Below are 25,918 nucleotides of genomic sequence, written 5' to 3'. Positions count from 1 at the left end.
GGAGGTAAGGCCGCATAATGTCCAACTTCCCGTTCCTCTCGGTGCTGACCGTGGCGCCGCTGGTCGGCGCGCTGGTCGTGGCCGTCCTGCCGCGCCGCCGGCCGGAGCTGGCCAAGCAGGTGGCCTTCGGGTGGTCGCTGCTGGTGCTCGCGCTGTCCGTGGTCATGTGGCTGGCGTTCAAGACCGGCGGTGAGCGGCTCCAGTTCCGTGAGTCGTACACCTGGATCCCGCAGTGGGACGCCCGGTTCACCTTCGCCGCCGACGGCATCGCCCTGGTGATGCTGATGCTGATCGCGGTGCTGGTGCCGCTGGTGATCCTCGCGTCCTGGCACGACGCCGAGTCGTCGAAGCGCTCGATCCCGGTCTACTTCGCCCTGCTGCTCGTCCTCGAATCCACGATGATCGGCGTCTTCGCCGCCGCCGACGTCTTCCTGTTCTACGTGTTCTTCGAGGTCATGCTGGTGCCGATGTACTTCCTGATCGGCAGCTACGGCGGCCACCAGCGGCAGTACGCGGCCGTGAAGTTCTTCCTCTACTCGCTGGTCGGCGGCCTGTTCATGCTGGCCGCCGTGATCGGCCTGTGGGTCGTCGGCGGGAAGACCTTCGACTGGCAGGCGCTCACCCAGATCGACATCTCCACCGGGACCGAGCGCTGGCTGTTCCTCGGCTTCTTCCTCGCCTTCGCGATCAAGGCGCCGTTCTTCCCGTTCCACACCTGGCTGCCGGACGCCGGTGGGGCCGCCCCCGCCGGGGCCGCCGCGCTGCTCGTCGGCGTGCTGGACAAGGTCGGCACGTTCGGGATCCTGCGCTACTGCCTGCCGCTGTTCCCGGAGGCGTCGAAGTGGTTCGCCCCGTACGCGCTCGCGCTCGGGGTGATCGGCATCATCTACGCCGCGCTGCTGGCGGTCGGCCAGAACGACCTGAAGCGGCTGGTGTCGTACACCTCGATCGCGCACTTCGGGTTCATCGGGGTCGGCATCTTCGCCTTCACCACGCAGGCCGGCACGGGCGCGGTGCTCTACATGCTCAACCACGGCCTCGCCACCGGCCTGCTCTTCCTGGTGGTGGGCATGCTGGTGGCCCGGCGCGGCTCGGCCCTGATCAGTGACTTCGGCGGCGCGGGCAAGCTGGTGCCGCTGCTGGCCGGGGTGCTCTTCTTCGCCGGCCTCGCCTCGCTGGCCCTGCCCGGCACCGCGCCGTTCGTCTCCGAGTTCCTGGTGCTGATCGGCACCTTCACGGTGAACAAGCCGGTCGCGGTGATCGCCACGCTCGGCATCATCCTGGCCGCCGCGTACGTGCTGTGGATGGTGCAGCGGACGACCCAGGGCACCCTCAACCCGGCCCTGACCGAGGTCGAGCCGATGCGCCGCGACCTCAACCTGCGCGAGAAGGTCGTGGTCGCACCGCTGATCGCGCTGATCGTGCTGCTCGGCTTCTATCCCAAGCCGGTCACCGATGTCATCAACCCCGCCGTCCGGGCCACCATGGAGGACGTCGGCAGGACCGATCCGGCCCCTGAGGTCGGCGGCGTCGTGCAGGAGGCCGCGAAGTGACCGAGCTCAAGTTGCCGTCGATCGACTACGCGGCGCTCGCTCCGATCCTGATCATGTTGACGGCCGCCCTGCTGGGCGTGCTGGTCGAGGCCTTCGTGCCCCGCAGGCACCGCCACCTCGTGCAGCTCTCGCTGGGGCTGCTCGCGGTGCTCGCCGCGCTGGTGATGGTGATCTTCAACGCCGACGACCGGCTGATCACCGCCGGCGGGGCGCTCGCCGTGGACGGGCCGACCCTGTTCCTGCAGGGCGCGATCCTGGTCCTCGCCGCGATGTCGCTGCTGCTCATCGGCGAGCGTTCGGTGGAGCGGGGCGGGGCGTTCGTCGCCCAGGCCGCCGTCACCGCCGAGTCGGTGGAGGACCGGCGGCAGGCCGAGGGCAGCAACGGGGCGACCGAGGTCTACCCGCTGGCCAGCTTCGCCATCGGCGGCATGCTGATCTTCGTGGCGGCGAACGACCTGCTGACCATGTTCATCGCCCTGGAGGTCTTCTCCCTGCCGCTCTACCTGCTCTGCGCGCTGGCCCGTCGCCGGCGGCTGCTGAGCCAGGAGGCGGCGATGAAGTACTTCCTGCTCGGCGCGTACGCCTCGGCGTTCTTCCTGTTCGGCGTGGCCCTGGTGTACGGCTTCACCTCCGGCATCCCGGGCCGCCCGGCCGGCGTCGACTTCGCCACCATCCACGCGGCGGTCGGCGAGTCCCCGGCCAGCCAGGTGCTGCTCTTCGCCGGCATGGCGCTGCTCTCCATCGGCCTGCTGTTCAAGGCCGCCGCCGCCCCGTTCCACGTGTGGACCCCCGACGTCTACCAGGGCGCCCCGACGCCGGTCACCGGCTTCATGGCGGCCTGCACGAAGGTCGCCGCGTTCGGTGCCCTGCTGCGGGTCTTCCACGTGGCGTTCGCCGGCGCGGCGTGGGACTTCACCCCGGTCCTCGGCGCGGTGGCGGTGCTCACCATGCTGGTCGGCGCGGTGCTGGCGGTCACCCAGACCGACATCAAGCGGCTGCTGGCCTACTCGTCGATCGCCAACGCGGGCTACCTCCTGGTCGGGGTGCTCGCGCCGAGCCGGGACGGGCTCGCCGGCACGATGTTCTACCTCGCCGCGTACGGCTTCTCGGTGCTGGCCGCGTTCGCGGTGGTGACCCTGGTCCGCGACGCCGACGGGGAGGCCACCCACCTGTCCCGCTGGGCGGGGCTGGGGAAGCGCTCGCCGTTCTTCGCGGCGGTCTTCACCTTCATCCTGCTGGCCTTCGCCGGTATCCCGCTCACCAGCGGGTTCATGAGCAAGTTCGCCGTCTTCGCCCCGGCCCTGGACGCCGACCAGGCGTGGCTGGTGGTGGCCGGCGTGCTGACCAGCATGGTGCTCGCGTTCCCGTACCTGCGGGTCGTGGTCATGATGTGGCTGTCCGAGCCGGGGGAGTCCACCCCGACGGTGACGGTGCCGGGCGGCCTGACCTCGGCGGCGCTCATGATCGGCGTGCTGGCCACGCTGGTGCTGGGCGTCGTGCCGGGCCCGCTGCTCGACCTCGCCAACGGCGCCGCCGAATTCGTGCGATGACCGACGTTTCCCCGCGACGGGGCCGGTACGCGACAGCGTGCCGGCCCCGTCGCCGCATCCCCGCCCCGGAGCAGGTCGAACGGGTGTGGCATGGTGGATAGCGTGGTGAATCCGGCTGGCGAGCGTTCAGGTGCCACCGGCTCCGCTCGGCGGGGTCGGGAGAGCATGGGTCAGTTCGGCGCGCTCGGCCTGCACCTGGCCGATGCCCGCGTCGAGGCGTCCGTGTTGGGCCTGCTGGAGTCCGTCGAGGCGGAGCTGCGGGCCACCGTGACGAGCGCCGACCCGCTGGTGACCGAGGCCGCCCGGCACCTCGTGGACGCCGGCGGGAAGCGGTTCCGCCCGCTGCTGGTCTCGCTGGGCGCCCAGTTCGGCGATCCGGCCGACCCGCGGGTCGTCTCCGCCGCCGTGGTGATGGAGCTCACCCACCTGGCGACGCTCTACCACGACGACGTCATGGACGAGGCCGCCGTGCGGCGGGGCGCCCCGAGCGCCAACTCCCGCTGGACGAACTCGGTGGCGATCCTGGTCGGCGACTACCTCTTCGCCCGCGCCGCGGACCTCTCGGCCGATCTGGGCCCGGAGGCGGTGCGGCTGCAGGCGCGCACGTTCGCCCGCCTGGTGCACGGCCAGATCGCCGAGACGGTCGGCCCCCGGGACGGGCAGGACCCGGTGGCCCACTACCTCGGCGTGATCGCCGAGAAGACCGGCTCGCTGATCGCCACCTCGGCCCGCTTCGGCGGCCTGTTCTCCGGGGCGTCCGCGGCACACACTGAGGCCCTGGCGGGGTACGGCGAGACGATCGGCGTCGCCTTCCAGCTCTCCGACGACCTGCTCGACATCGCCAGCGAGTCGGTGCAGTCGGGCAAGACCCCCGGCACGGACCTGCGCGAGGGCGTGCCGACCCTGCCGGTGCTCTACGCGCTCGCCTCCGACGACTCCGACGCCGCCTCGGTGCGGCTGCGGGAGATCCTGGCCACGGGCCCGCTCGTCGACGACGCCCTGCACGCCGAGGCCCTCGGCCTGCTCCGCGAGTCCCCGGCGCTCAAGCGCGCCCGGGAGACCGTCCGCAGCTACGCCGAGGAGGCCCGGGAGCAGCTCTCGCTGCTGCCGGAGACGTCGTCGCGCCGCGCGCTGGAGTCCCTCTGCGACTACATCGCCGACCGCACCGGCTGACCCTTCCCGGGTCCCGGTGCGGGTTCCGCGAACCCTTCGCGAGTCCGACTCGGACAACTCACCGTGTCGCTCGACGCACTGACCGTTTAGGATGATCTGGCAGCGTCGACCCGAACAGGCATTTCGCCGGACGCCTGGATTTCATATGGTGTAAGTCCCCGGCGGCGGAGGTGGTTGTGCGCGACCCCTTGGCGGAACCTTCGGACCTCATCCGGAGTGTCTCCCGCGCGCTACGCGTGCTCGAATCGGTCGGTCGCGCCCCGAAGGGGCTGACCGTCAAGCAGATCGCGCGGCGCTGCGAGCTGACCGTGGCCACCACCTACCACCTGGTCCGCACGCTGGCCTACGAGGGCTACGTGATCCGCCGGGAGGACGGCACGTACATCGTGGGGCTGGAGATCGCCGACCGCTACCGCGAGCTGGTGACCGCGTTCCGCGGGCCTGCGGCGGTCGGCGAGTGCCTGCGCCGCGCCGCCCTGGACACCGGCTACAGCCACTACCTGGGGCGCTTCGTCGGCGGCCAGGTCGCCGTGACCGCCGTGGCCGAGGGGCACCGCTCCCCGCACCTGGAGGACCTGGTCCCCGGGTTCGACGAGGGCGCGCACGCGACCGCGCTCGGCAAGGCGCTGCTGGCCACCCTCACCGCCGAGCAGCGCTTCCGCTACCTGCGGGAATACGGCATGCGCCCGTTCACCAACGCCACCCTCACCACCCCCGAGGCGTTCGAGGCGGACGTGGCGGCCGGCGACCGCCGGGGCATGCAGCTGGAGCTGGGGCAGTTCCGCCAGGGCGTCGCGTGCGCCGCCGTGCTCGTCGTCCCCGACAAGGACATGGAACGCCGGATGGTGCTGGCCTGCTCGCTGCCGGCCAGCGAGATGATGACCTCCGCCCGGGTGGTGCGGGCCAAGCTGCTCACCGCCGCCCGCGCCATCGCCGACGCCGTCGCCGCCGAAAACTGAGCCGGCACCGCCGAGAACTGAGCCGGCACCGCCGAGAACTGAGCCGTCGTCGAGGACCGACGCCGTCGAGAGCCGAAACGGGACGGGCCCCCTCCCTGGTGGGGAGGGGGCCCGCCGCGACGCCCAGCGGGGTCAGCTGCCGATCGGGCCGCCGTCCAGCCGCCAGGTGACCACCACGCCGGGCTTGGCGTAGTCGCCGTCGGGCCACGTCGACGCCGGGTTCTCCACGGTCGCCCCGGTGATCTCACCCGGGTGCTGCACCGCCACGAACACCGAGCGGTTGTCGCCGGTGATGAACGGGCCGCAGGTCTCCGCGCCCAGCGGCACCGTGAGGAACTGCTTCAGGTGCCCCCGCTCCGGGCCCTCGACGGCGGTGGCGAACAGGCCGTCGTTGCTGCCCAGCGCGTTGCCGTCGGTCGAGATCCAGAGGTTGCCGGTGGCGTCGAAGGCGACGTTGTCCGGGCAGGAGATCGGGGAGACCTTCGCCTTGTCGTACCCGGCGAAGTGGGTCGACGGGTCGGTCGGGTCGCCGCAGACGATCGGCAGCGACCAGGCGAACGTCTCGGCGGCGTTGTTGTTGCCGTCCTCGACCAGCTCCAGGATCTGACCGTGCTTGTTGAGGTTGCGCGGGTTGGCCTCGTCGGCCGGGGCCTTGCCCGCCTTGCCGCGGTCGGTGTTGTTGGTCAGCGCCACGTACACCTTGCCGGTCAGCAGGCTCGGCTCGACGTCCTCCGGGCGGTCCATCTTGGTCGCGCCGACCTTGTCGCCGGCCAGCCGGGTGAAGGTGAGCACGTCCGCGGCGGTCATCCCGTCGACGTACGAGCGGTTGCCGCTGACCAGCTTGATCCAGCGGCCCCGGCCGTTGAACGCCCCGTCGGCGGGGAGCTTGCCGGAGCCGTCGATCTCGGCGGCCGAGTTGCCTTCGAGCTGCGCCACGTACAGGGTGCCCGACTCCAGCAGGGTCAGGTTGTGCTTGCGGGCCACCCACGAGTCGCCGGCCATGAACTTCTTGTCGGAGACGAACTTGTAGAGGTAGTCGAACCGCTCGTCGTCGCCCATGTAGGCCACCACGTGGCCGGTGCGGGCGACGATGACGTTCGCGCCCTCGTGCTTGAACCGGCCGAGCGCAGTGTGCTTGCGCGGCCGGCTCTCCGGGTCGAACGGGTCGATCTCGACGACCCAGCCGAAGCGGTGCGCCTCGTACGGGTTCTTCGCCAGGTCGAAGCGCTCGTCGGCGCGGTCCCACTTGCGGTTGCCGCTCGGGTACCGCTCGGTGGTGTTGATGCCGTAGCGGGCCAGCTTCGGCTTCAGCTCCTCCGGCGCGGCGTCCCCGCCGACGAAGTACTGGTTGAAGTTCTCCTCGCCGGAGAGCACCGTGCCCCACGGGGTGACGCCGCCCGCGCAGTTGTTCAGCGTGCCGACCACCGTCCGGCCCTTCGGGTCGGCGGCGGTACGCAGCCACGCCGAGCCGGCGGCCGGGCCGGTCAGCTCGAACTTCGTGGCCAGTGCGGTGACCCGCCGGTTGTACGGCCGCCGGCCGCTTTCGACCGGCCGCCACTGCCCGGTGCCGTCGACCCGCTCCAGCTCGACCACGGACATGCCGTGCGCCGCCATGGCGACCTTCACCTGCTCGACGGTGAGCGCGTCGAGGCTGGTGAAGCCGGGGAACATCAGGTCCTCGTTGGTGTACTCGTGGTTGACCACGAGCAGCGCCCGGCGGCCCCGCTTGTCCAGCGGCAGCACGCCGACGAAGTCGTTGTTGTAGCCGAACTGCTTGGCCTGCTTCGCGGCGGTCTGCGCGTGCACGTCGAATCCGGGCGCGCCCGGCACCACCGGGTCGCCCCAGCGGATCACGACACTGTGGTCGTACCCGTTGGGCACGACCAGGGTGTCGAGCTTGTTCGGCGGGATCGGCCGGAAGGTCAGCGCGCCGCTGCCCACCCCGCCGGCCGGGCGGCCGAACCCGGCGGCCTCCGGCACGACCGGGTCGGCCGGCGCGGCGGACGCGGCGCCGGCACCGGCCAGCGCCCCGGCGGCCGCGCCGCCGAAGCCCAGGACGAGCGCACCGACCGCGCCGGCCCGGACCACGCCGCGCCGGGACACCTCGGCGTCCACGATGTCGCCGAGGTACGGGTTGTCGGACGTGTTGGGCACCGGGTGGTCACAGGCGTTGCCGCACCGGTAGAGACAGGTCATGGCGTCACGGCTGCCGTGGCGGGTGGCGCCCAGCAGGGGGAGCAGCCGGGGTCGGTCGCTCATCGGGAGGTGCCTCCAAGGAAGTCGGTGCACGCCGGGGTCAGCCCTCCGACGTGCGTACCCGGCGGACGCTAGGAGGGCGCGGTGAGCGCGGGTCGGCCCGAACATGAACCGGATGTGAACACCTGCGCCTGACCTCCCCGTCGACCTGCGGATGAACCGATCGGCGGCACCGTACGTACTGTCCGGCGAACGCACCGCTGGACGCGTTCGACAGCGGGAGCCGCTGGACTCCGGCGACAGCGAGGAGGTCGTCATCAGCGACCACGACGCCCAACTGCTGCGCGCGCTGCACGACGAGCATGCGGACGCGCTCTACGCGCACGCCCTGCGGCTGGTCAACGGCGACCGGACCCGGGCCGAGGACCTGGTGCAGGAGACGCTGCTGCGGGCCTGGCGGCACCCGGAGTCGCTCGACCCGACGCGCGGGTCGGTGCGGGCGTGGCTGTTCACCACGGCCCGCAACCTGGCCATCGACGCGTGGCGGCGGCGCTCGACCCGGGTAGGCGAGATCTACACCGACGAGTTGCCCGAACCCCCGGAGACGATCGACGAGGCGGAGCGCGCAGTGGAGGCGTGGACGGTCGCCGAGGCGTTGAACCGGCTCAGCCCGACCCACCGCGAGGTGCTGATCGAGTGCTTCTACCAGGGGCGTTCGGTGTCCGAGGCGGCGGTCCGGCTGGGCGTGCCGCCGGGGACGGTCAAGTCCCGTACCCACTACGCGCTGCGCTCACTGCGGTTGGCGCTGGCCGAGATGGGGGTGACGGGATGACCCGCTGCGAGTTCGCGCACGACGACGGCGCGTACGTGCTGGGCGCGCTCGCCCCCGCCGACCGGGCCGCCTACGAGCGGCACCTCGGCGGCTGCGCCTCCTGCCGGGACGCGGTGGCCGAGATCGCCGTGCTCCCCGGGCTGCTCGGCCGGCTCGACCCGGCCGGGCTGGAGCAGTTTCTGGAGCCGCCCGCCGAGATCTCCCGGGTGCCCGCGCTGCTCGACGCCGCCCGTCGCCGCCGACGCCGCGAGCGGTCGGCCGCCCGCCGCCGGTACGCCCTGACCGCGCTGGCCGCCGCCGTCCTGGCGGTGCTCGCCGGGCTCGGCGCGGCCACCCTCCGGCCGCCCGTCGAGGTCGCGCCGAAGCCCACCCCGCAGATCGCGCTGGCGTCCATGCGGCCGATCGCCGGCACGGTGCCGGTGCGCGCCGAGGTGGCGCTGACCGGCACGCCGTGGGGCACCGAGGTCACCATGCGCTGCGGGTACGACCGGCGGGCCGGGCACCGCGAGGCGTACACCTTCCGGCTGATGGCGCACGGCCCGGACGGCGCGACGGAGCAGATCGGCTCCTGGCTGGCCGCCCCCGGCGACGAGCTGAGCCTCACCGCCACCACCCACTTCACCGACGGTGAGCTGGTCCGCCTGGAACTCCTGCGCGCCGACGGCACCCCGGTCCTCGCCTACGACGTCCGCTGAGCCCCGTCGGGGCTCCGCCGGGGGACTGTGCTCCCGCGCGGGGGCGGTGATCGTGCGCGTTGCTGGCCTCGGCGATGTTGCGGCGCGTAGTTGTCCTACCCGGCCGGGTCACCCCCGGATGCACCCATTTGCTCTGCACCCATATACGCAACGGTCACGCGGCGCAACCGGCCGGCGGGGTCGCCGCGAGCGCGTGATCCTCATGTTCCCAGCTCGCGGGTGGTGCTGCGTGGATGGGTGCAGAGCAAAGGGGGCGCGAGGTCCGTGGCGAGGTCGAGCGGTGGTGACTGACGGTCAGCCCGGTGGGGCGCCGCGATCGGCACCGCATCCCATCACGGAAAGCGACGGAAAGCGACGAGGTGCGGCGGCGGGCGCTCAGGGGGCCGTCGTCCCCTGCCCCACCGGCGACGGCGCGAGCGGCCGGGCGGCACCGGGGCGGCGGGCGCGGCGTGCGCGGCGGGAATGGCGCAGGGCGTCAGCGGTGAAGGTCAGCAGGGCCAGCCAGACCAGGGCGAAGCCGGCGAGCCGGGCCGGGGGCATCGGCTCGTGGAAGATCAGCACCCCGCAGCCGAGCTGGAGGATCGGGGCGAGGTACTGGAGCATGCCCAGCGCCGTCAGCGACAGCCGGTTCGCGGCACCGGCGAAGAGCAGCAGCGGGGTCGCGGTGGCCGCGCCGGCCAGCACCAGCAGCGCGGTGTGCCCGGCCGAGACGTGACCGAAGGCCAGGCCACCGGCGGCGGCGAGCCAGCCGAGATAGCCGAGGGCGGGCAGGGCGAGCACCGCCGACTCCACGAACAGCCCCTCCGCCGCCGGCAGCCCGAGGCGCTTCTTGACCAGCCCGTACGCGGCGAAGCTGACGGCCAGGACGAGCGCGAGCCAGGGCAGGTGGCCGTAGTCGACGGTGAGCACGGCCACCGCCGCCGTGCCGATGCCCAGCGCCAGCCACTGCCCGGGGCGCAGGCGCTCCCGCAGCACGGTCACCCCGAGCAGCACCGACACCAGCGGGGTGATGAAGTAGCCGAGGGCCGTCTCCACCACCCGCGCCGAGTTCACGCCGTAGATGTAGGTGCCCCAGTTGACCGCGATGAGCGCGGCGGCCACGGCGATGCCGGCCAGCGCCCGGGGCCGGCGCGCCAGCCGGCGCAGGAAGCCCACGTTGCGCAGCGCGGCGAGCAGCAGCGCGACGAAGAGCACCGACCAGACGATCCGGTGCGCCAGGATCTCCAGCGGGCCGGCCGGCTTGAGCGCCCTGAGGTAGAGCGGGAAGAACCCCCAGAGCAGGTACGCGCCGATGCCGTAGAGGTAGCCGAGGCGGAGCGGGCTCACGCCTGCCCCCGCCCGTCGTACTCCATCCAGCGCCCCGGGTCGACGGGGGTGAAGCCGATCTTCGCGTAGACCCCGTGCGCGTCGGAGGTGGCCAGCACGATCCGGCGTACGCCGAGCGTGGCCAGGTGGTCGCGGACCCCGCCGGCCAGCCAGGTGCCCAGCCCGCGACCCCGGGCCGACCGGTCCACGTAGACGTCGCAGAGCCAGGCGAACGTCGCGCCGTCGGTCACCACCCGGGCCACCGCCACCTGCCGACCGTCACCGGGGCGGTAGACCCCGTAGGGCAGCGAGCCGGCGAACGCCCGGCCGACGGTCTCCCGGTCCCGCCCCAGCGCCCAGTACGCGTCGGTGGAGAGCCAGTGGTGCACGAGGTCGAGGTCGAGCCGGGCGGGGTCGGTGCTGAGCTGGTGGCCGTCGTCGCGGGTCAGGGTGAACACCCTGCGACGCTAGCGTGCCCGCCCGGCCCCGCGCGCCGTGAATCCGCCCACCCCGACCCGGCCGGGACCGCCCCCGCCCGCCTCAGTCGCGGTCGAGGACCGCGCCCAGCAGCCAGGTCACGACGCCGACGAACAGGGCGCCGAGCACCGCCTCCGGCCAGAAGCCGTCCACGTGGAACGGCAGCCCGGCCTCGCCCGCGATCCAACTCGTCAGCAGGAACAGCAGGCCGTTGACGACCAGGGCGATCAGGCCCAGCGTCAGCAGGTAGAAGCCGCAGCCCACGGTCTTGACGATCGGCTGGAGCACGGCGTTGACGACCCCGAAGATGACCGCCACGAGCAGCAGCGTGACGATCGCCTCGGTGGCCGAACCCGTGTCGAGCGTGATGCCCGGAATGAGCAGAGTGGCCAGCCAGAAGGCCACCGCCGTGCTGCCCAACCGGATCAGAAGACCCTTCAGGAAACCCATGGCCACGGATGGTGCCACGGACCCGCCACCGGCGGAACCCGCCGACCGCCCGGTGCCGTCGGACCCCGCCCCGGCCGCGTCAACCCCGATCGGGTCGGCCGATCAGTTGCGACTCGATGGGGGTCGGCGACAGCAGCGCCCAGCGCAGCGCCCGGCGGTTCACCACCGCCACCATGTCCTCCCGGATGCGGGTCAGCCACTCGGCCGAGCCGCCGAGGCCGAGCGCGGCACCGGCCAACGCGGCCTCGGCGGGACGCAGCGGTTGCAGCACGACCAGGTCGGCGCGGCCCAGCTGGTCGACGTCGGACGTGGTCAGGCCGTCCCGGACCACCAGCGTGGAGCGCCAGGCCGACCCGGGATCGGCGTCGGCGGGCAGCGGGCCCGCGTCCACCACGAGCAGCATCGGACGCAGCGCCGAACCGGCCGCCGAACCCACCGCGCGGCCCGGCGGCAGCACCGGGATCGGCCCGTCGGGCGTGGCGACGCCCCGGACGAAGGGCTCCCACGCCCGAGGCCGGGTCGTCTGGACCGCCACCCGGGCGCCCAGCGCCAGCGCCCGCAGGGCCAGCAGTTGCGCGACGCGCACCCCGCCGACCAGCACCAACCGGGTGCCCTCCGGCCGGAACAGCCGGATCGTCACCGCCGCCCCGCGCCGGTTCGCGCCGACCATCAGCCCCGCGTCGCCGACCGGCAGTTCCAGCTCGTCGAGGACCGCCGGGTCGACCGCCGCGCCCGGAACGGCGAGGGCGAGGGGCAGTGTGCCCGCCAACGCGGGGAGTTGCTGGCCGTCGAGCCGGTCGACCTCCGCGCCCGCGCCGTCGGCCAGCCGCCGCAACGCCTGCGTCGCCGCCGCCAGCTCGGCCGGGGTCCAGGCGGCCAGGCGTACGGTCAGCTCGGCCGGCACGGTCACGCCGCCGGCACCGGCGCGCGGCCCCACGCACAGCGACACCGTGGTCGCGGCGGCCGGCAGGGTGAGCAGCCGGGGCACCAGCCGCCGCCCCGCGTCGGTGGACGGGTCCGGCCCGCGCCGCACCCGGAGGGTGGTCTGGCACAGCGCCCCCGTCCGCACGGCCGGCCAGGTCTCCACCATCGGTCCGCCGCCGTCGTGATGGGCCAGCTCGGCGAGTACGCGGGGAGCGGCGTGCTCGCCGAGCGGACGGGCGGTCACCGGCCCCAGCCGGCGCACGATCCGCCGGACCACCCCGGACAGGGCGGCCCGTAGGTCCTCGTCGGTCCACCCGTCCACCCGCAGCACCCGTACCGCCAGCAGCGCCGAGTCGCGCCCGGCCAGCAGCCCGTCGGTGAGCTGCCGGTACGACGTCGCCACCGTGCTCCCCCCGACCGCGACGGCGGGTGCCGGAGAGCCGCTGAGCAGGAGCTGGAGCCGGACCGGGGGCAGCTCCGGGGAGACCGGCGGCAGCAGCGTCGACGGCGGGGGCAGCGCCCGGGGCCCGTCGCCGAGCAGGTCACCCGGGTCGCCGACCTCCAGCACGGCGGTCAGGCCCTCGGCGTCGTCGACCACGGCGGCCGGGCCGCCGGCCAGCTCCGCCGCGCGGACCACCGCGCCGGGGTCGAGCAGCCCCAGCAGCGCCCCCGGGCCGGTGGTCGCCGCCAGGGCCCGCCGGCGGGACAGGTGGCCGGCGGCGACGCCGAGCCAGGAGAACAGCCAGCGCCCCCGCACCCGCACCCAGGCGCCGGCCAGCAGCGGCGCGGCCACCGCGACGGCGGCCACGGTCGCGGCCGCGCCCCGGCCGACCCCGGCGGCGACCAGCGCCACCGCCGCCTGCGTGGCGACCACCTGACCGACCCGTACCCCGGCCGGGCCCCGCCGGGTGGTGGCCGGGATCCACTGTGGGGGCAGCGGCTGCCGGTGCGCCGGCTGGACCGGGGCCGTGGTCGTGCTGGCCGTCACCGCGCCTCCTCAACGCCCGCCCGGAACGCCGCCGTGGCCCGGGGCGTGACCGCGGGCGGTTCCGCAGCGTCATCGTATGGTTCCACCCCGAGATCACGGGAGCCGAGGTTGTCCACAGGGGAGCGGGGCGGGGTAGCACAACCGCCACCGGGCCGCTACCGTCAGCGACGAATCGGCTGACCCTGTCCCGCCCCGGCGCGCCGCCGGGACAGGCGAGCGGCGCGTCCGCCGCGGGCGCGTCCGACGGCCAGCCACGATCGAGGAGACGAGGTGACGTCCGGGGTGTCCCAGACCCAGGCAGAAGCCGCGGTGATGCAGCAGACCGCCGCGAAGTTCGAGCAGGTTGACCAGTCCCTGCAGGCCATGCTGACCGGCCTGCTGGCCGAGCTGGAGGTGTTGCAGCAGGCCTGGCGGGGTGCCGGCGGGCGCTCGTTCGAGCAGGTGAAGCGGCAGTGGTCGCAGGACCAGGCGGCGTTGCAGCGGGCCCTGCGGGAGACCGCCACCGCCATCCGCACCGCCGGCCAGCAGTACGACGTGTCCGACAACGAAGCCGCCAGCCGGGTCGCCGGCACCAACCGCGGCATCCAGCTGCCGCTGTAGCACCTCCCGGAAAGGGGATCATCCGATGGACCATGGGGTTCTGGTCGTCAACTTCGCCGCGCTGCAGCAGGCGGGCGCCGACATCCAGCGGGCGTTGAACACGCTGGACAGCCAGCTCGGCCAGCTCGAACGCGACGCCGCCCCGCTGGTGGCGAGCTGGGACGGCGAGGCCCGCCAGGCGTACGAGCAGCGGCAGGCCCGGTGGCGCTCCGCCTCGCAGGATCTCCAGGCGATGCTGCGCGACATCAAGCTCGCGGTCGACGACTCCGCGCACGACTACCTCGACACCGAGAAGCGGAACGTCAACCTGTTCCAGTGAGCGCGGCGGCCCGCTCCGGTGAGCGGCGGCGACGGCGGCGTTCGGCGGCAACGCCGGGCGCCGCCACCGCAGCCGGTCAGGCCGCCGGCCGCCAGCGGCGGCGACCGCCCCGGGGCAGCACCACCGCCAGCAGCACCGCGCTCGCCACGGCCGACCCGGCGACGGCCGCGACGGCCACCGCCCGGTCCCGGGCCGCCGCCCGCCGGGCCTGACGGGCGACCAGCGCCGGGTCGACCTCGCCCGCCGGCAGGGCCACGGCCTGTCTACCCGGCCCCTGCGGGCCCGTCCACGTCTCGGTGACCGCCCGGTACGGGTTGAGCACCCCCGCGCCGTACCCGCCGCCGGTGCCGTTGCCGGGTGCCGGGTCGACCGTGGCGAGGATCTGCCGCGTCACCTGCCCAGCCGTCAACTCCGGCCGGTACTGGCGGACGAGGGCGGCGGTGGCCGCCACGAACGGGGCGGCGTAGCTGGTGCCCTCGGCCCGGCGGTGACCCTGCCCCGGGGCGGCCATCAGCACCTCGCCGCCCGGGGCGACCAGGTCGACGTACGGGCCGGTCTGCGAGAAGTCGGCCCGCCGGCCGTCGGCGCCGATCGCACCCACCCCCAGCACCCCGTCGTACGCCGCCGGGTACGGTCGCGGGTCGCCGCTGTCGTGCAGGTTGCCGGCGGCGGCCACCACGACCACGTCCCGTGCGACGGCATAGCCGACCGCCGACCGGACGGCCGGGTTGTCGGTGTAGAGCACGACGGAGAGGTTCACCACGTCGGCCCCGTGGTCGACCGCCCAGCGGATCGCCCGGGCGAAGTCGGCGGCGCTGACCGTGCGCCCCGACTCGCGCCCCTCGACCACCTGCTGCTCGCTGACGCGTACGGGCAGGATGCGGGCGCCCGGCGCGAGGCCCTGGAACGCGACGCCGGCGCGGGGCTCGGCCGCGATGATGCTCGCCACACCGGTGCCGTGCCCGGCGCAGTCGCCGCTGCCGTCGCCGCCCGGGTCGAGGAAGTCGGCCCCGGCGGTGACCCGCCCGGCCAGTTGCGGGTGCCGGCGGTCCACCCCCGAGTCGATCACCCCGACGGTGACGCCGGCCCCGCTGGCCAGCGCGGCGAGCCGCTGCGGGGCGTACCGTTGCTGCGGCCACGGGGTGGCCGCGACCGGCCGTGCCGGGGCCGGCGGGGTGGCGCAGCCGGGGGCCGCGCGATGCGCGCCGGCCGCCTGCGCCGGGGCGACGGGGAGGGCGGCCAACAGGGCCGCGGCCGCTGCGGCGAGGGCCGGACGCGCGGTGGGCCGGGGCATCACGCCTCCGTATCGTGTCGGCTTCGAAACCGGATGTTATCCGCATCCGGATTGTCCGGCGGGGCGTCCCCGGCCAGCCATTGTGATCTTGTTACCACCTTGTAGGTTGTACGCGATGGCTATGGCCTGATGGCGGGAGGAGAGGTGGCCGTGACCGACTGGGAGCCGGCTACCGAGGCCGAAGCGGCGATGCGGGACGCCCTCCGCGCCAACGACCAGGAGCTCTACTTCCGGATCCTGGCCCGCACCGACCTGCTGCTGCCGGTCTCCGCGGAGGCCCTGGCCGGGCAGGTCCCGATGGGGTGGGGCACCTGGACCACCGGCGGCCGGACGCACGTGCTGGCCTTCACGTCGCCCGCCGCGCTGCGGGCCTGCCTCGGCGGCAACCCCGCGCCCACCCGGCGCAGCGCGTACGCCGACCTCGCCGCCGAATGGCCCAACCACGAGTGGTGGCTGGCGGTCAACCCGGGGCTGCCCATCGAGGGCTACCTGCCCGCCTGGTTCGTCTCCCAGCTCTCCAGGGGCGACGTGCGGCTGCCGGGCCGCACCCTCGGTGCCCGCGCCCGCCTCGACCGCGTGGAGTCCGCCGCGAAGGCCCGGGCCACCGCGGTGGTCCCCGGCCGGGACGCGCCGGTGTCGCCCGCGCCCGGCGCGGCGGCCGTGGGCCCGCTGCCGGGCACACCGAACACCGGGCCCGCCGACGTCGCCGGCACGCCCACCACCCGGCTCACCGTGTCGCCGGCGGCCCCGCCCCGTCCACAGGGGGCCGACCTGCCCCCGGCCCCGCCGCGCCCGGACGGGCCGGGGGGCGGCCGGCCCCGCGACGCCGGCCCCGCTCCCGCCTCCGCCGCCCCCGCCGGTACGCCCGGCGGCGAGCCTGCGCCGGGCGGCTCGGCGTGGTTGAACGTCCCCCGGCGGCGGCCGCCCGTGGAGGTCCCGCCGGGCGAGGCGACGCCGACCGGCAACCCCCCACCCGCCGCCGCGCCGGGGCCACCCCACCAGCCCAGCTCCTTCTTCGAACCGGCGTCCGGCCGCAGCCGCGCGGCCCGGGTGCTCGGCGAACCCCGCCGTCCCGCCGAGCGGCCCGCGCCGCAGTCCCGGGGATTCGGCGGCGGTGGCCAGCCGTTCCCCCGGCGGCGTCCCGCGTCGGACCCGCTCGCCGAGCAACCGACCCAGCCCTTCCGTCCGGCCCCGGCTCCGGCTCCCGCCCCGGAGCCGCCGACGGTGCCGATCTCCCGGGCCGGGGCGGCACCGGCGGCGTCGCCGACAGACGCGCCCGGCTCCGCTGCGGCCCACGACGAGCCGACCCGCCTCCTGCGTCCCGGCGGCGCCGTGCCGCCCGGGGTGCCGCCCCGGCCGTCGCCGGCGGAGGAGCCGACCAGGGCCTTCCGGGCCGTGCCGCCCGGCGACGAGCCGACCCGTTCCTTCGCGGCGGCGGCCGGCGGCGCGGCGGCCGGACTCTTCGGCCCGGCGGGTGGCGCGGGCGCGGACGAGCCGACCCGCGCCTTCGGCACGACCGGTGCCGGGGTGGCGGAGGACCTGCCGCGTCGCGGCCCCGCGCCGGCGGCCGAGCCGGCGTTCGTGCGCCCCCGCCCCGGTGCGGCCGACGAGGAGCCGACCCGGCCCCTGCGGGAGCGTCCCGGCCCCGCTCCGGTCGAGGAAGTGGTCGAGGAGGTGACCGCCTCGATCGCCGAGCCGGTCTCCGCGCCGCCCGCGCCCCGCCAGTCCTTCTCGCCGATCGTCATCGAGGGCACGATCATCGAGGCGCGCGACCTGCCCGCCGCGGAGCCGGCAGCCCTGCCGGACCCGGTGGCCCCGCCGGACGCGACGGTCTCCCTCGACGCGACGGTCTCGCTGGGCACCACGACTCCGCCGGACCTGACCGTGCCGTTGGGCACCACGGCTTCGCCGGATCTGACCGTTCCGTTGGGCACCACGGCTTCGCCCGACGCGACCGTCGCGTTGGGCGTGACGGTCCCGCCGGAGCCGACCGTTGCGCTGGGCACGACGGTGCCGACCGAGCCGGTCCCCGACCCGGTCGGGGTCGACCCGTCCGTCGCCGGGTCCGCCGACGGAGCGACCGCGCCCATCACCCTGGCCGGCTCCGCAGCCACCGCCCCGCCCGTCGGCACCGCCGACGCGGAGGCGACGGTGTCCCTGTTCACCCCGTCGAGGCGGCCCACGCCGGACCCGTCGGCCGGGTCCCTCTTCCAGCCGGGCGCCCCCACCGATCCGATCCCGGCCGCGCCTGACCTGCCGACGTCGACCGACGTGTCCGACGGTCCCGCTGCGGCCGACGGGCCCGCACCCACCGACGGGCCCCCGCCGGCCGACAGCGCCGCACCGGCCGGCGAGGCCACGACACCGAGCGGAGTCGTCGCCGATCCGGAGCAGGTGACTGAGCAGGATCCGGGCCCGGAGCCCGTCGCGTCGCCCGCCCCCGAGTTCCAGCCGGCGAACGAGGTCGAGGAGGACCTGCTCGCCGCCGCCGGCACCGGCAGCACCGACACCTTCCTCTCCACCCTGCTGCTGGCCCGGGTGCTGCTCCCGGTGGCACCGGACTCGGCCGACGGCAGCCGCCCCGGCGAGCCGGGCTTCGTCTGGCGGACCGAGCGGCTGGACGGCGAACGCTACGTCGTGGTCTACACCTCCGCCGAGCGGCTGGCCGACCACGCCGACGGTCCGGTGGAGACCGTGTCGGTCAAGTTCGCCCAGCTCATCCGCCGCTGGCCGGACGACGCCTGGTCGTTCGCGGTGAACCCCAACACCCCGGTGGGCGCGAAGCTGCCCGGGGAGCAGATCGTCGCGCTGGCGAACTGGGCCGCCGACGTGGGGCTCGGCGACGACGTCGAGAGCGAGCCGGAGCCGCAGCCGGCAGCCGCGCCGTCGGCCGGCGCGTCCCGGCAGGCGCCGCCGCCTGTCGACCCGAACCGGCCGGTGGTGATGCAGAAGGCCGTCGCCCCGAGCCAGCTCTCCTACTACCTGGAGCGCGGCTACGACCGGGTCTCCGGCTTCGTGCACCGGGCCAGCGAGCTGGCCCACCTGAACACCCCGGCTAAGCTGCACGACGCGCTCGGCCTGAGCCACCCGGGCTCGCCGTTCTCGCGGGACGCGGAGGAGATCTACGTCCTGCGCTGGCCCGCCCACCGGCCGAGCCTCTACCGCATCCCGTACGGCGGCCAGAACGAGGGCGCCATGCGGGCCATGGAGGGGTGGGTCATCGAGCGTCCACCGTTCCGGGGCAACGGTTTCGCACCGGGAGACAGCAGCGACGTGGTGGCCGAGTTCAAGGTGGACAGCGCCCGGCTGCCGCACGGTGCGCAGCTCTGGCGGATCGGGGCGGACGGCACCGAACGGGTGGTCGCGACCCTGGACACGGACGCGCTGCTGTGGCGTCGGGCCGGTGAGGACTGATGCGCGACGGCTACGTGGCCCGCTGGCGGGGCCGGGAATACCAGGCCAGCCCCGACGGCGACGACGTGCGGCTCTACCAGCCCGAGCCCGGCGAGGGGTTCGAGGAGATCCGCCCCGGCCGGTACGTCCGGGTGCTGCCCGCGTCCGAGGTGGAGGAGTTGGCGTACGTGCGGACCACCTGCACGTGGCAGGGCCAGCCGTTCATCGTCCTCGCCGAGCACGACGGCTGGCTGCGGGTCGAGTACACGGGTGGCCGGTGGCCGGTGGCGCAGGCGATGGGGCTGGAGGTCTTCGACTTCGGGGTCTATCAGGGCTGGGCCCCGGCCGGCGCGGTCGCCGACCTGCGCGAGCAGCGGCTCTGACCCGACGGGCGGCCAGGGTCGGGGCGGGAGCCGCTCAGGACTTCGCCCAGCGCAGGATCTCGCCGAGCACCACGTCCCGCGCCTCGACGTGCGGGAAGTGGCCCACGTCGTCGAGCAGCCGCCACTCGTAGGGGGCCGTCACGTAGCGGCCGGAGCCCTGGGCGGTGCGCGGCAGGGACGCGACGTCCAACGCGCCGTGCAGTTGCAGCGTCGGGGTGACCAGGGGCTTCTGCATCAGCCGCACGAACCGGTAGCCGTGCAGCCGCAGCACCGAGCGGAACGCCCAGCGGTAGCCCTCCAGCGCGCAGAACGCGGCCTGCGGGATCCGCATCGCCTCCCGGCAGCGCCGGGCGTACGCGTCGAAGTCGGGGCCGTCGACCCACCGGGGGCCGCCCCAGCGGCGCAGCATCTCCTCGACGGCCGCCGCGTCGTCGCGGGTGAGCACGTGCTCATAGCGGGGAAGCTGGAACTTCAGGGCCGGGGTGGCGGCGGCGAACTGGCCGCGCGGATCGGCGAAGATCGCGGCCCGCAGCCGCAGGGGGTGGGGCGCGCCGAGCACGACGAGCCGGCGGACCAGCGACGGGTGGAACGAGGCGGCGGTCCAGCCGATCAGGCCGCCGGCACCGGTGCCGACGACGGTGGCGGAGCGTTCGCCGAGGCCCCGGATCAGGCCGGCGACGTCGGCGGCGAGGGTGTAGCCGTCGTACCCCCGGGGCGGCTTGTCGCTGGCCCCGTAGCCGCGCAGGTCGACCGCGACGGCCCGGAAACCGGCGTCGGCGACGGCCGGCAGCACGTCGTGCCAGGCCCACCAGTGCTCGGGGAAGCCGTGCAGGAGGAGCACCATCGGGCCGGTGCCGGCCTCGACGACGTGGAAGCGGCTGCCGTTGGCCCCGACGAACCGGTGCGTCCACGGCCCCTCGGTCAGGACGCAGGACTCGTCGACGGCCCCGCCGCGCTGCTCGGTCATGACCCCAGCCTAGGACCCCGGAGCACCGGGGCGGAAAGGGCGATGCCCGGGCAGGTGGCCTGCCCGGGCATCGCGGTGGAGCGGTCGATCAGCGCATGCCGATCAATGGATCAGCGCGTACTGGTCAGCGGATCAGGAGAAGCGGACCTTGATCGAGGTGCCGTTCTGCTCCAGCACCTTGATCTTGGTGCCGGTGGCCGGGACCTTGACGCCGTGGTTCGGCAGCTCCGGGAACCAGTACTGCTTGGTGTCGTCGAACAGCGGCTGCGCGGCCTGACCCCGGATGTACTGGGCCTGCCCGTTGATGTGCAGCGTGAACGAGTCCGCCTTCTTCGTGCTGAACGGCGCGTCGTACACCTGGACGCGGGCCCGCCACGGGTTGCCGGTCAGGTTGTAGATCGGCTGCGGACGCGAGTCGATGATCATGTTACGACCCTCGCCCGGGTGCTCGAACGTGTCGTTGTCCGCGAACCGGAGGTTCCAGTACGAGATCAGCAGGCCCTCCTGGTACGCGTAGTGGTCCACGTAGTCCGGGCGGGTGTTGCCGTAGCCGAAGTAGTACGGGCCGGTCTTGAGGTACTGGTCGTACGAGACGTAGGACCGGTGGCCGGCGATGTAGTAGTTGTCGAAGAGCCGGGTGTAGGTCTCGTCGACGATGCTCCAGCCCTTGGCGGCCCAGTCGCCGGTGCCGCTCTCGGCGCCGTCGCTGGACAGCGTCTGGCCGTCGGCGGTCACGGTGATGTTGTCACCGAAGAAGCCGCCCTCGGCCACGCCACCGTCGGTGATGTAGTGGAACCGGAACTGGATGCTCTTGCCGGTCAGGGCGTTGAGCGGGATGTTGATGTCGGTCCACGCGCCGTTGCTGCTGCCGCTGAGGCCCGGCGTCGGGTCGCTGCTGGACACCGGCGGGATCGGCTTGCCGTTCACGGTGCCGGGCAGCGCGTTCCAGGTGGAGCCGCCGTCGGTCGACGCCTCGAAGAAGAGGTAGTCGTAGCCGGACTCGATGTCGAACCGGCCCTTGAGCGACAGGGCCGCCGAGGTCTTCCCGGTCAGGTCGATCGTCCTGGTCAGGGTGTTGTCCAGGTCGTCGTCGTTGCCGGAGAAGAACTGCTTGCTGCCCTCGAACGGCGCGCCGTAGTCGAAGGTGTACTCCCGCTGCGGCAGGACCACCACGGCGGCCTGCGGCTTGGCCGTGTTGTATTCCTGCGGGCCGAGCTCCAGGGTCTTCTTCTGGCCGGCCTTGACCACCTCGTAGTCGAGCCAGCCGAGCTGGAGCTTGTTCCAGGCGCCGAGGTCGCCGCCGCGCTCGCCGATGCCGGCGTCGTTCTTGGCGGAGAGCCGGCTCTGGGCCATCAGGGTCCAGTGCTCGTTGTTGTTGTCGCCGCCGTTGAGGTTGTTGTAGTCGTCCGGCAGGCCCAGGTCGTGAGCGTACTCGTGGTAGAAGACGCTCCGGCCGCCGTTCTCCGGCTGGATGGTGTAGTCGCGGATCCAGACGCCGGTGTTGCCGATCTGGGTGCCACCGATCGGGAAGTTCGCCGGGCCGGTGCGCGAGGTGTTGTAAGCCGACCAGCGGTGGCTCCAGATGGCGTCCTCACCCTGGTGCGGGTCGCCGTCGGCCTGGTCGCCGCCGGAGTGGACGATCTGGAAGTGGTCGATGTAGCCGTCCGGCTCGTTGAAGTCGCCGTCGCCGTCGTAGTCGAACCGGTCCCACTGGTCGTAGGACTGCATGTCGGCCTTGATCTGGGCGTCGGTGCGGCCCTTGGCCTTCTGGTCGGCGACCCACTGGTTGGCGGCGTCGCGAACCAGGTCCCAGGTGTTCTGGCAGATGTTGTCCGCGCAGACCGCCGGGTCGTTGGCCGGGTTGTCGGTGTCGTCGTCCGCGATCGGGTCGTCCGAGCGGCCGTAGCGGGCCGCGTTGTACTTGACCTTCACCCAGTCGGTGACCATGCCGTCGACGGTGTAGCGCCCGGACGACTGGGCCTCGTAGTACTGCTTGAGCGACTCGTCGCCCTGCCCGGTGCCGAAGTACAGCTGGCGGAAGTAGTCCGCGCTGTAGTCGGCCTGCCAGACGGTCGAGTTGTCCACCGCCCGGTTGGGCTGGGGGATCTCGTTGTGCAGCGGCCCGTCGAAGGTGGTCGGCCCGGCGATGTTCGGGTTGGTGTCCTTGTCCGGGTACGCGGGGTCCCGCTCGTCGCCGAACTCGGCGAGGATGACGAAGATCTTGTCGGTGCGCTCCCGGGCCAGCTCGACGTACTGGTCCTTCTGGCCCTTCTTGGCGCTGCGCGCGCCGGCCGCGGAGGCCGCGCCGCCGGCGGTCTTGCCGACCTTGACGACGGTGCTGCCGTTGATCTTCTGGGCCTTGGCCCGGCCGGAGAGGACCTCGCTGAGGCCCTCCTGGCGGAGCGCGCGGCGCTTGTCCTCGAGCTTGTCCGGCAGATCGTGATCCGCTGGGGCCTTCTCGGCGGCCGACGGGGCGGCCGTCGGGAGCTTCGCGGTCGGCGCCGCGTTGGCGGTCGTGGCGACCACCAGACCCGTCGCCGTCAACGAAAGCCCGAGCAGACCCACTGCGACTTTCCGCACGTGGTACCTCCGGTGTGAGGGAACCGGCCCAACGGGGGTAGGAGCCGGTGAGTCGTCCCGACTGTGGGACCAATGGTGAACATAGAGTCTCGCGGGACGGGTGGGAAGACGCGTGCGTCGATTTGTTGCAAACTTTTGTTGAGAACGCTTTTCACCGTCACACCGATCGCCTTCGGCGGCAGGCTGAGCAGCGCGGACGCCCGACGGCGAATTGCAGCGACGAATCTCGATGGGTGTGGTCGGATAAATGCGGAAGGGGCCGGTGGCGTCGCCGCCACCGGCCCCTTCGTTGATCTTCCGATCAGTTGCCGCCCGTCGTCACGGGGTCGCCGCGGTCACCTTCACCGTGGCGACGGCGTTGTTCCACGCGGTCTTCTTCACCGTCAGCGAAACCCCGTACGCGGCGTTCGCGTCACCGGGGTTGCCGGTGCCCAGGACGATCGCCCCGCCACCCAGGGTGACCCCGTAGAACGAGGGCGCCGGGGTGCCGTCCGGGTTGACCACCCGGGTGGTGTACGGCACGTTGCCGCGCGACGGCAGCACCACGGAGGCGTCGCTGTCCCGCGCGTACGGCGAGCCGTCCCGGATCTCGATGCCCGGGTACCAGCCCTTGGAGTCGGTGAACTGCGGCACCGCCGGCTGCGCCGGGAAGCTCGTGCAGTACTCGCTGTACGGCTCGTCCGCCGCCTCCAGGCACTCCTTGAAGGAGTACGTCTTCTTCAGGCCGAACGCCGCGTTCGACGACTGGGGCCGGCTGGGCAGGTTGTCCAGCACCGACGGGTCCTTCTCGGCCGCCGTGCCCTGCCGCCGCAGCGGGTCGAAGTGCGAGTCGACGATCAGCAGGCCACCCTTGGCGCCGTAGCTCGGCAGGGCGGTCAGCTGCCCGGTGACGTGGTTGACGTCGCCGAGCGCCGTGTCGCGGTACCAGACCAGCATGCCCGGGGCGTTGTAGGAGATCCGGTCGACCTTCCACGCCTCGTGCGAGTACACCGTGTCGTACGCGTACTTCAGGCCCTTGTCGAAGCCGTCGAAGTTACGCCACTCGGCCAGGTAGTAGTGCGCCCGGACCTCGGTGCCCGAGTTGGTCTTCCAACCCGCGCCGGTGGTGTCGGTGAAGCTGCCGCCGGTGGGGGTCCAGCCGTTCGCCCCGCCCTCGACATCGTCGCTCCAGGTGGTGGCGCCGCCGCCGGTGACCGAGAAGTCGTCGGCGAACCAGCCGCGCTCCACGAACGCCTCGTCGGTGGCCTGCCGCAGCCGCAGCTGCACGGTCTGCCCCGCGTACGCCGACAGGTCGACGTAGTCGTGCCGCCAGCCGCCGGACGAGCCGGTCAGGCCGTACTTCTTGCCGCCGAAGTCGGCCATCCGGCCGTTCGGGTCGGCGTAATTGTCCGGCGTGGTGACGACGGTGCCGTCCGCGTCGTAGACCTTCTGCTCGGACCAGGTCGCCCCGCCGTCGGTGGAGAGCTCGACGAAGCCGTAGTCCCAGTCCTCCTCGATGATGTAGTTGTTCCACATCCAGAACTTGGCGTCGGCGGCCGAGGGGACGCTCACCGAACGGCTCAGCTTGACGTCCGCCCAGTTCTGGTCGGCGCCGCTGTGCCACATGTTCGACCCGCTGTGCGGGGTGGCCAGGGTGATCACCTTGTCCGGCAGGTCCACCTTGATGCCGTCGGCCGTGCCGACCGGCGTGCGGGAGGTCTGCCCGAGCTTGATGGTGCGCGGGGCGGAGCCGGGGGCGACCGTCACCGGGTCGGCCCAGCCGAGCACCCACTTGTCCCAGATGCCCATGTGGGTGGGGAGCGCCTGGAAGATCTCGCCGCTGTGCGACCCGGAGGCCATCAGGTCCCAGAAGTCCACGTCGGAGTCGGCGTTGCCGGACGTGTCGTAGAGGTCCGGCAGGCCCAGGTCGTGCCCGTACTCGTGGGCGAAGACGCCGACGCCGGCGTCCTCCGGCTGCACGATGTAGTTCGACACCTTCAGCTGCGTGCCGGGGATGGTGTAGCCGCCCGGAACGGTCGAGGAGTGCGCCCACACCGCGTACGTGCCCTCGGCGCCGCCGCCGCGGGACTTGCCCTGGCCGGCGTGCACCAGCACCAGGTGGTCGATCACGCCGTCCGGCTCGAAGAGGTTGCCGTCGCCGTCGCGGTCGCTCTGGTCCTCGATGTCGTAGTCGGCCCACGGGAAGCTCGGGTCCATGGCGGCCAGCGCGTCGATCGCGTCGGTGGCCAGCCGGCCCGCCCCGGCCGGGTTGTCCGGGTGGCCGTTCATGGCCTGCTCACGCCCGGCGACCCAGTCGCCGTTCTCGTCCTGGAAGCAGCGCGACGCCGCGTACCAGCCCTCCGAGTGCGGCACGGTGATCCACGGGCTGGCCTGCCCGTCCACCGTGTACGCGCCCTTGGACATCTCCAGGTACATGTTGTGCATGGTCCGGCCGGCGAGGCTGATGCCCTTCTTGCCGTCCGGGCCCTTCAGGTCCTTGCGGACCCGCTCGGTGATGCCCGTCTTCGTGTAGAGCATCTTGTCGAAGTGGGCCGGGGAGAAGTCCGGCACCCAGAACGAGTTGTTGTCCTTGTGCGGCAGGCTCGCCGGGTTCGGGATGTTGTTGTGCTTCGGCCCGTTCTGCACCGTGCCGGGGACGCACGTCCGGTCCTCGAAGACCGTCTTCGGCACCATCGTGCCGGTGAAGTCGTCGTTGGCCTGGTCGTTGAACTCCACCAGCAGGGTGAGCAGCTTCGCCTTCTGGGTGCTCGGGGCCTTCTTGATCCACCGGGGGCTCTTGCCGGAGCGGATCGACTGGGCCTCCAGCTTCGCCAGCTGCTTGGCGGTCGTCGGGTTGCCCGCGGCGTACTTGCGGTCGTAGGCCCGGGCCTCGTCCGCCGCCGTGGTGTACACGCCGTCGGCGCCCTTGACCTCCTTGCCGGCGGTGTCCGGCTGCACCTCGGGCTCGGCGTAGTTGATGTAGTGCTCGTCCGCCCCGATCGTGGCAGGAGCCGGGCCGGACGTCTGGGCCGACGCAGTCCCCGTCACGGTCAGTGACGTGGCCGCGAGGGCGATGGCGGGCAGCGCGACGAGTAGGCGTCGGCGTGACCGTCGTTGCGGAATCATGTGCATGCCGCTCCGTTTCTCGGGCATGGGCGTGGAGCCGGCCGGCGCGCACGGCAGAGACATCCGTCGAACCGACCGATGCGGCTGAACCTAAAGGAGAAAGAACCCTTCCGACAGGGGGTGGCGTCCCCTGTGTCCGTTCAGCCGGTGCCCCTCAACCGACCGACCGACACCC

19 protein-coding genes are annotated in these 25,918 nt (G+C 73.3%); 10 read left to right on the top strand and 9 right to left on the bottom strand.

The genetic code is table 11. The features are described from left to right. Positions 1 to 17: 17 nt before the first annotated feature. From ACVMYR_RS02325 to ACVMYR_RS02310, 4 genes are all read left to right on the top strand, one after another. Positions 18 to 1,553: an NADH-quinone oxidoreductase subunit M gene (locus ACVMYR_RS02325; protein ID WP_043961437.1), complete on the top strand. Its 1,536-nt coding sequence runs from the start codon at positions 18 to 20 to the stop codon at positions 1,551 to 1,553. Next, complete coding sequence (nuoN, locus tag ACVMYR_RS02320) at positions 1,550 to 3,103, top strand: NADH-quinone oxidoreductase subunit NuoN (RefSeq protein ID WP_457121005.1); 1,554 nt, start codon at positions 1,550 to 1,552, stop codon at positions 3,101 to 3,103. The genes ACVMYR_RS02325 and nuoN overlap by 4 nt, the downstream gene beginning before the upstream one ends. Before the next feature lie 90 nt (positions 3,104 to 3,193). Then, complete coding sequence (locus ACVMYR_RS02315; RefSeq protein ID WP_457121004.1) at positions 3,194 to 4,276, top strand: polyprenyl synthetase family protein; 1,083 nt, start codon at positions 3,194 to 3,196, stop codon at positions 4,274 to 4,276. A 176-nt stretch (positions 4,277 to 4,452) separates the two neighbouring features. Next, complete coding sequence (locus ACVMYR_RS02310; RefSeq protein WP_074475423.1) at positions 4,453 to 5,235, top strand: IclR family transcriptional regulator; 783 nt, start codon at positions 4,453 to 4,455, stop codon at positions 5,233 to 5,235. 132 nt (positions 5,236 to 5,367) lie between these two features. Here the strand turns inward: ACVMYR_RS02310 and ACVMYR_RS02305 are convergent, their stop codons facing one another. Beyond that, the gene (locus tag ACVMYR_RS02305; protein ID WP_431891589.1) at positions 5,368 to 7,494 is read right to left on the bottom strand and encodes a PhoX family protein; all 2,127 of its coding nucleotides are present in this window, start codon (positions 7,492 to 7,494) and stop codon (positions 5,368 to 5,370) included. 151 nt (positions 7,495 to 7,645) lie between these two features. On the opposite strand from ACVMYR_RS02305, the gene ACVMYR_RS02300 reads away from it, so the two are divergent. After that, positions 7,646 to 8,263, top strand: coding sequence for a sigma-70 family RNA polymerase sigma factor (locus ACVMYR_RS02300; protein ID WP_255700226.1), 618 nt, complete (start codon positions 7,646 to 7,648; stop codon positions 8,261 to 8,263). Continuing rightward, positions 8,260 to 8,958, top strand: coding sequence for an anti-sigma factor family protein (locus tag ACVMYR_RS02295; RefSeq protein WP_077935679.1), 699 nt, complete (start codon positions 8,260 to 8,262; stop codon positions 8,956 to 8,958). Before ACVMYR_RS02300 ends, ACVMYR_RS02295 begins: the two co-directional genes overlap by 4 nt. Positions 8,959 to 9,333: 375 nt before the next feature. Here ACVMYR_RS02295 and rarD read toward each other — a convergent pair whose 3' ends face one another. The 4 genes from rarD to eccE all read right to left on the bottom strand — a co-directional run bounded on the left by rarD (position 9,334) and on the right by eccE (position 13,102). Further along, on the bottom strand, positions 9,334 to 10,284 hold the full coding sequence (gene rarD / locus ACVMYR_RS02290) for an EamA family transporter RarD (RefSeq protein ID WP_077935680.1): 951 nt from the start codon (positions 10,282 to 10,284) through the stop codon (positions 9,334 to 9,336). Continuing rightward, complete coding sequence (locus tag ACVMYR_RS02285; protein ID WP_077935681.1) at positions 10,281 to 10,721, bottom strand: GNAT family N-acetyltransferase; 441 nt, start codon at positions 10,719 to 10,721, stop codon at positions 10,281 to 10,283. The genes rarD and ACVMYR_RS02285 overlap by 4 nt, the downstream gene beginning before the upstream one ends. 82 nt (positions 10,722 to 10,803) lie before the next feature. Continuing rightward, complete coding sequence (locus ACVMYR_RS02280; protein ID WP_043961446.1) at positions 10,804 to 11,190, bottom strand: phage holin family protein; 387 nt, start codon at positions 11,188 to 11,190, stop codon at positions 10,804 to 10,806. A gap of 79 nt (positions 11,191 to 11,269) precedes the next feature. Continuing rightward, positions 11,270 to 13,102: a type VII secretion protein EccE gene (gene eccE / locus ACVMYR_RS02275; protein ID WP_457121003.1), complete on the bottom strand. Its 1,833-nt coding sequence runs from the start codon at positions 13,100 to 13,102 to the stop codon at positions 11,270 to 11,272. A gap of 282 nt (positions 13,103 to 13,384) precedes the next feature. Between eccE and ACVMYR_RS02270 the strand changes: the two genes are divergently transcribed. Beyond that, positions 13,385 to 13,702, top strand: a complete 318-nt coding sequence (locus ACVMYR_RS02270) for a WXG100 family type VII secretion target (RefSeq protein WP_043963744.1) — start codon at positions 13,385 to 13,387, stop codon at positions 13,700 to 13,702. 25 nt (positions 13,703 to 13,727) lie between these two features. Next, positions 13,728 to 14,021: a WXG100 family type VII secretion target gene (locus tag ACVMYR_RS02265; protein WP_043961448.1), complete on the top strand. Its 294-nt coding sequence runs from the start codon at positions 13,728 to 13,730 to the stop codon at positions 14,019 to 14,021. 76 nt (positions 14,022 to 14,097) lie between these two features. Here the strand turns inward: ACVMYR_RS02265 and mycP are convergent, their stop codons facing one another. Beyond that, positions 14,098 to 15,315: a type VII secretion-associated serine protease mycosin gene (gene mycP / locus ACVMYR_RS02260; protein ID WP_431891597.1), complete on the bottom strand. Its 1,218-nt coding sequence runs from the start codon at positions 15,313 to 15,315 to the stop codon at positions 14,098 to 14,100. Positions 15,316 to 15,465: 150 nt separating this feature from the next. Here mycP and ACVMYR_RS02255 point away from each other — a divergent pair, with 150 nt between their 5' ends. After that, positions 15,466 to 18,729 (top strand): SseB family protein, encoded by a 3,264-nt coding sequence (locus ACVMYR_RS02255; protein WP_457121002.1) that lies wholly within the window; start codon positions 15,466 to 15,468, stop codon positions 18,727 to 18,729. Then, the gene (locus tag ACVMYR_RS02250) at positions 18,726 to 19,091 is read left to right on the top strand and encodes a hypothetical protein (protein WP_043961450.1); all 366 of its coding nucleotides are present in this window, start codon (positions 18,726 to 18,728) and stop codon (positions 19,089 to 19,091) included. Before ACVMYR_RS02255 ends, ACVMYR_RS02250 begins: the two co-directional genes overlap by 4 nt. A 34-nt stretch (positions 19,092 to 19,125) precedes the next feature. Here ACVMYR_RS02250 and ACVMYR_RS02245 read toward each other — a convergent pair whose 3' ends face one another. The 3 genes from ACVMYR_RS02245 to ACVMYR_RS02235 all read right to left on the bottom strand — a co-directional run bounded on the left by ACVMYR_RS02245 (position 19,126) and on the right by ACVMYR_RS02235 (position 25,749). Continuing rightward, the gene (locus tag ACVMYR_RS02245) at positions 19,126 to 20,058 is read right to left on the bottom strand and encodes an alpha/beta fold hydrolase (RefSeq protein ID WP_043961451.1); all 933 of its coding nucleotides are present in this window, start codon (positions 20,056 to 20,058) and stop codon (positions 19,126 to 19,128) included. A gap of 132 nt (positions 20,059 to 20,190) precedes the next feature. Then, complete coding sequence (locus tag ACVMYR_RS02240; protein WP_077935686.1) at positions 20,191 to 22,623, bottom strand: immune inhibitor A domain-containing protein; 2,433 nt, start codon at positions 22,621 to 22,623, stop codon at positions 20,191 to 20,193. 333 nt (positions 22,624 to 22,956) lie between these two features. Further along, the gene (locus ACVMYR_RS02235; protein ID WP_228986485.1) at positions 22,957 to 25,749 is read right to left on the bottom strand and encodes an immune inhibitor A domain-containing protein; all 2,793 of its coding nucleotides are present in this window, start codon (positions 25,747 to 25,749) and stop codon (positions 22,957 to 22,959) included. Positions 25,750 to 25,918: the final 169 nt, after the last annotated feature.

The organism is Micromonospora sp. PTRAS2, assembly GCF_054052245.1.
The sequence above is the reverse complement of the archived record's forward strand: the minus strand, read 5'-3'. Positions and strand labels throughout refer to the sequence as shown.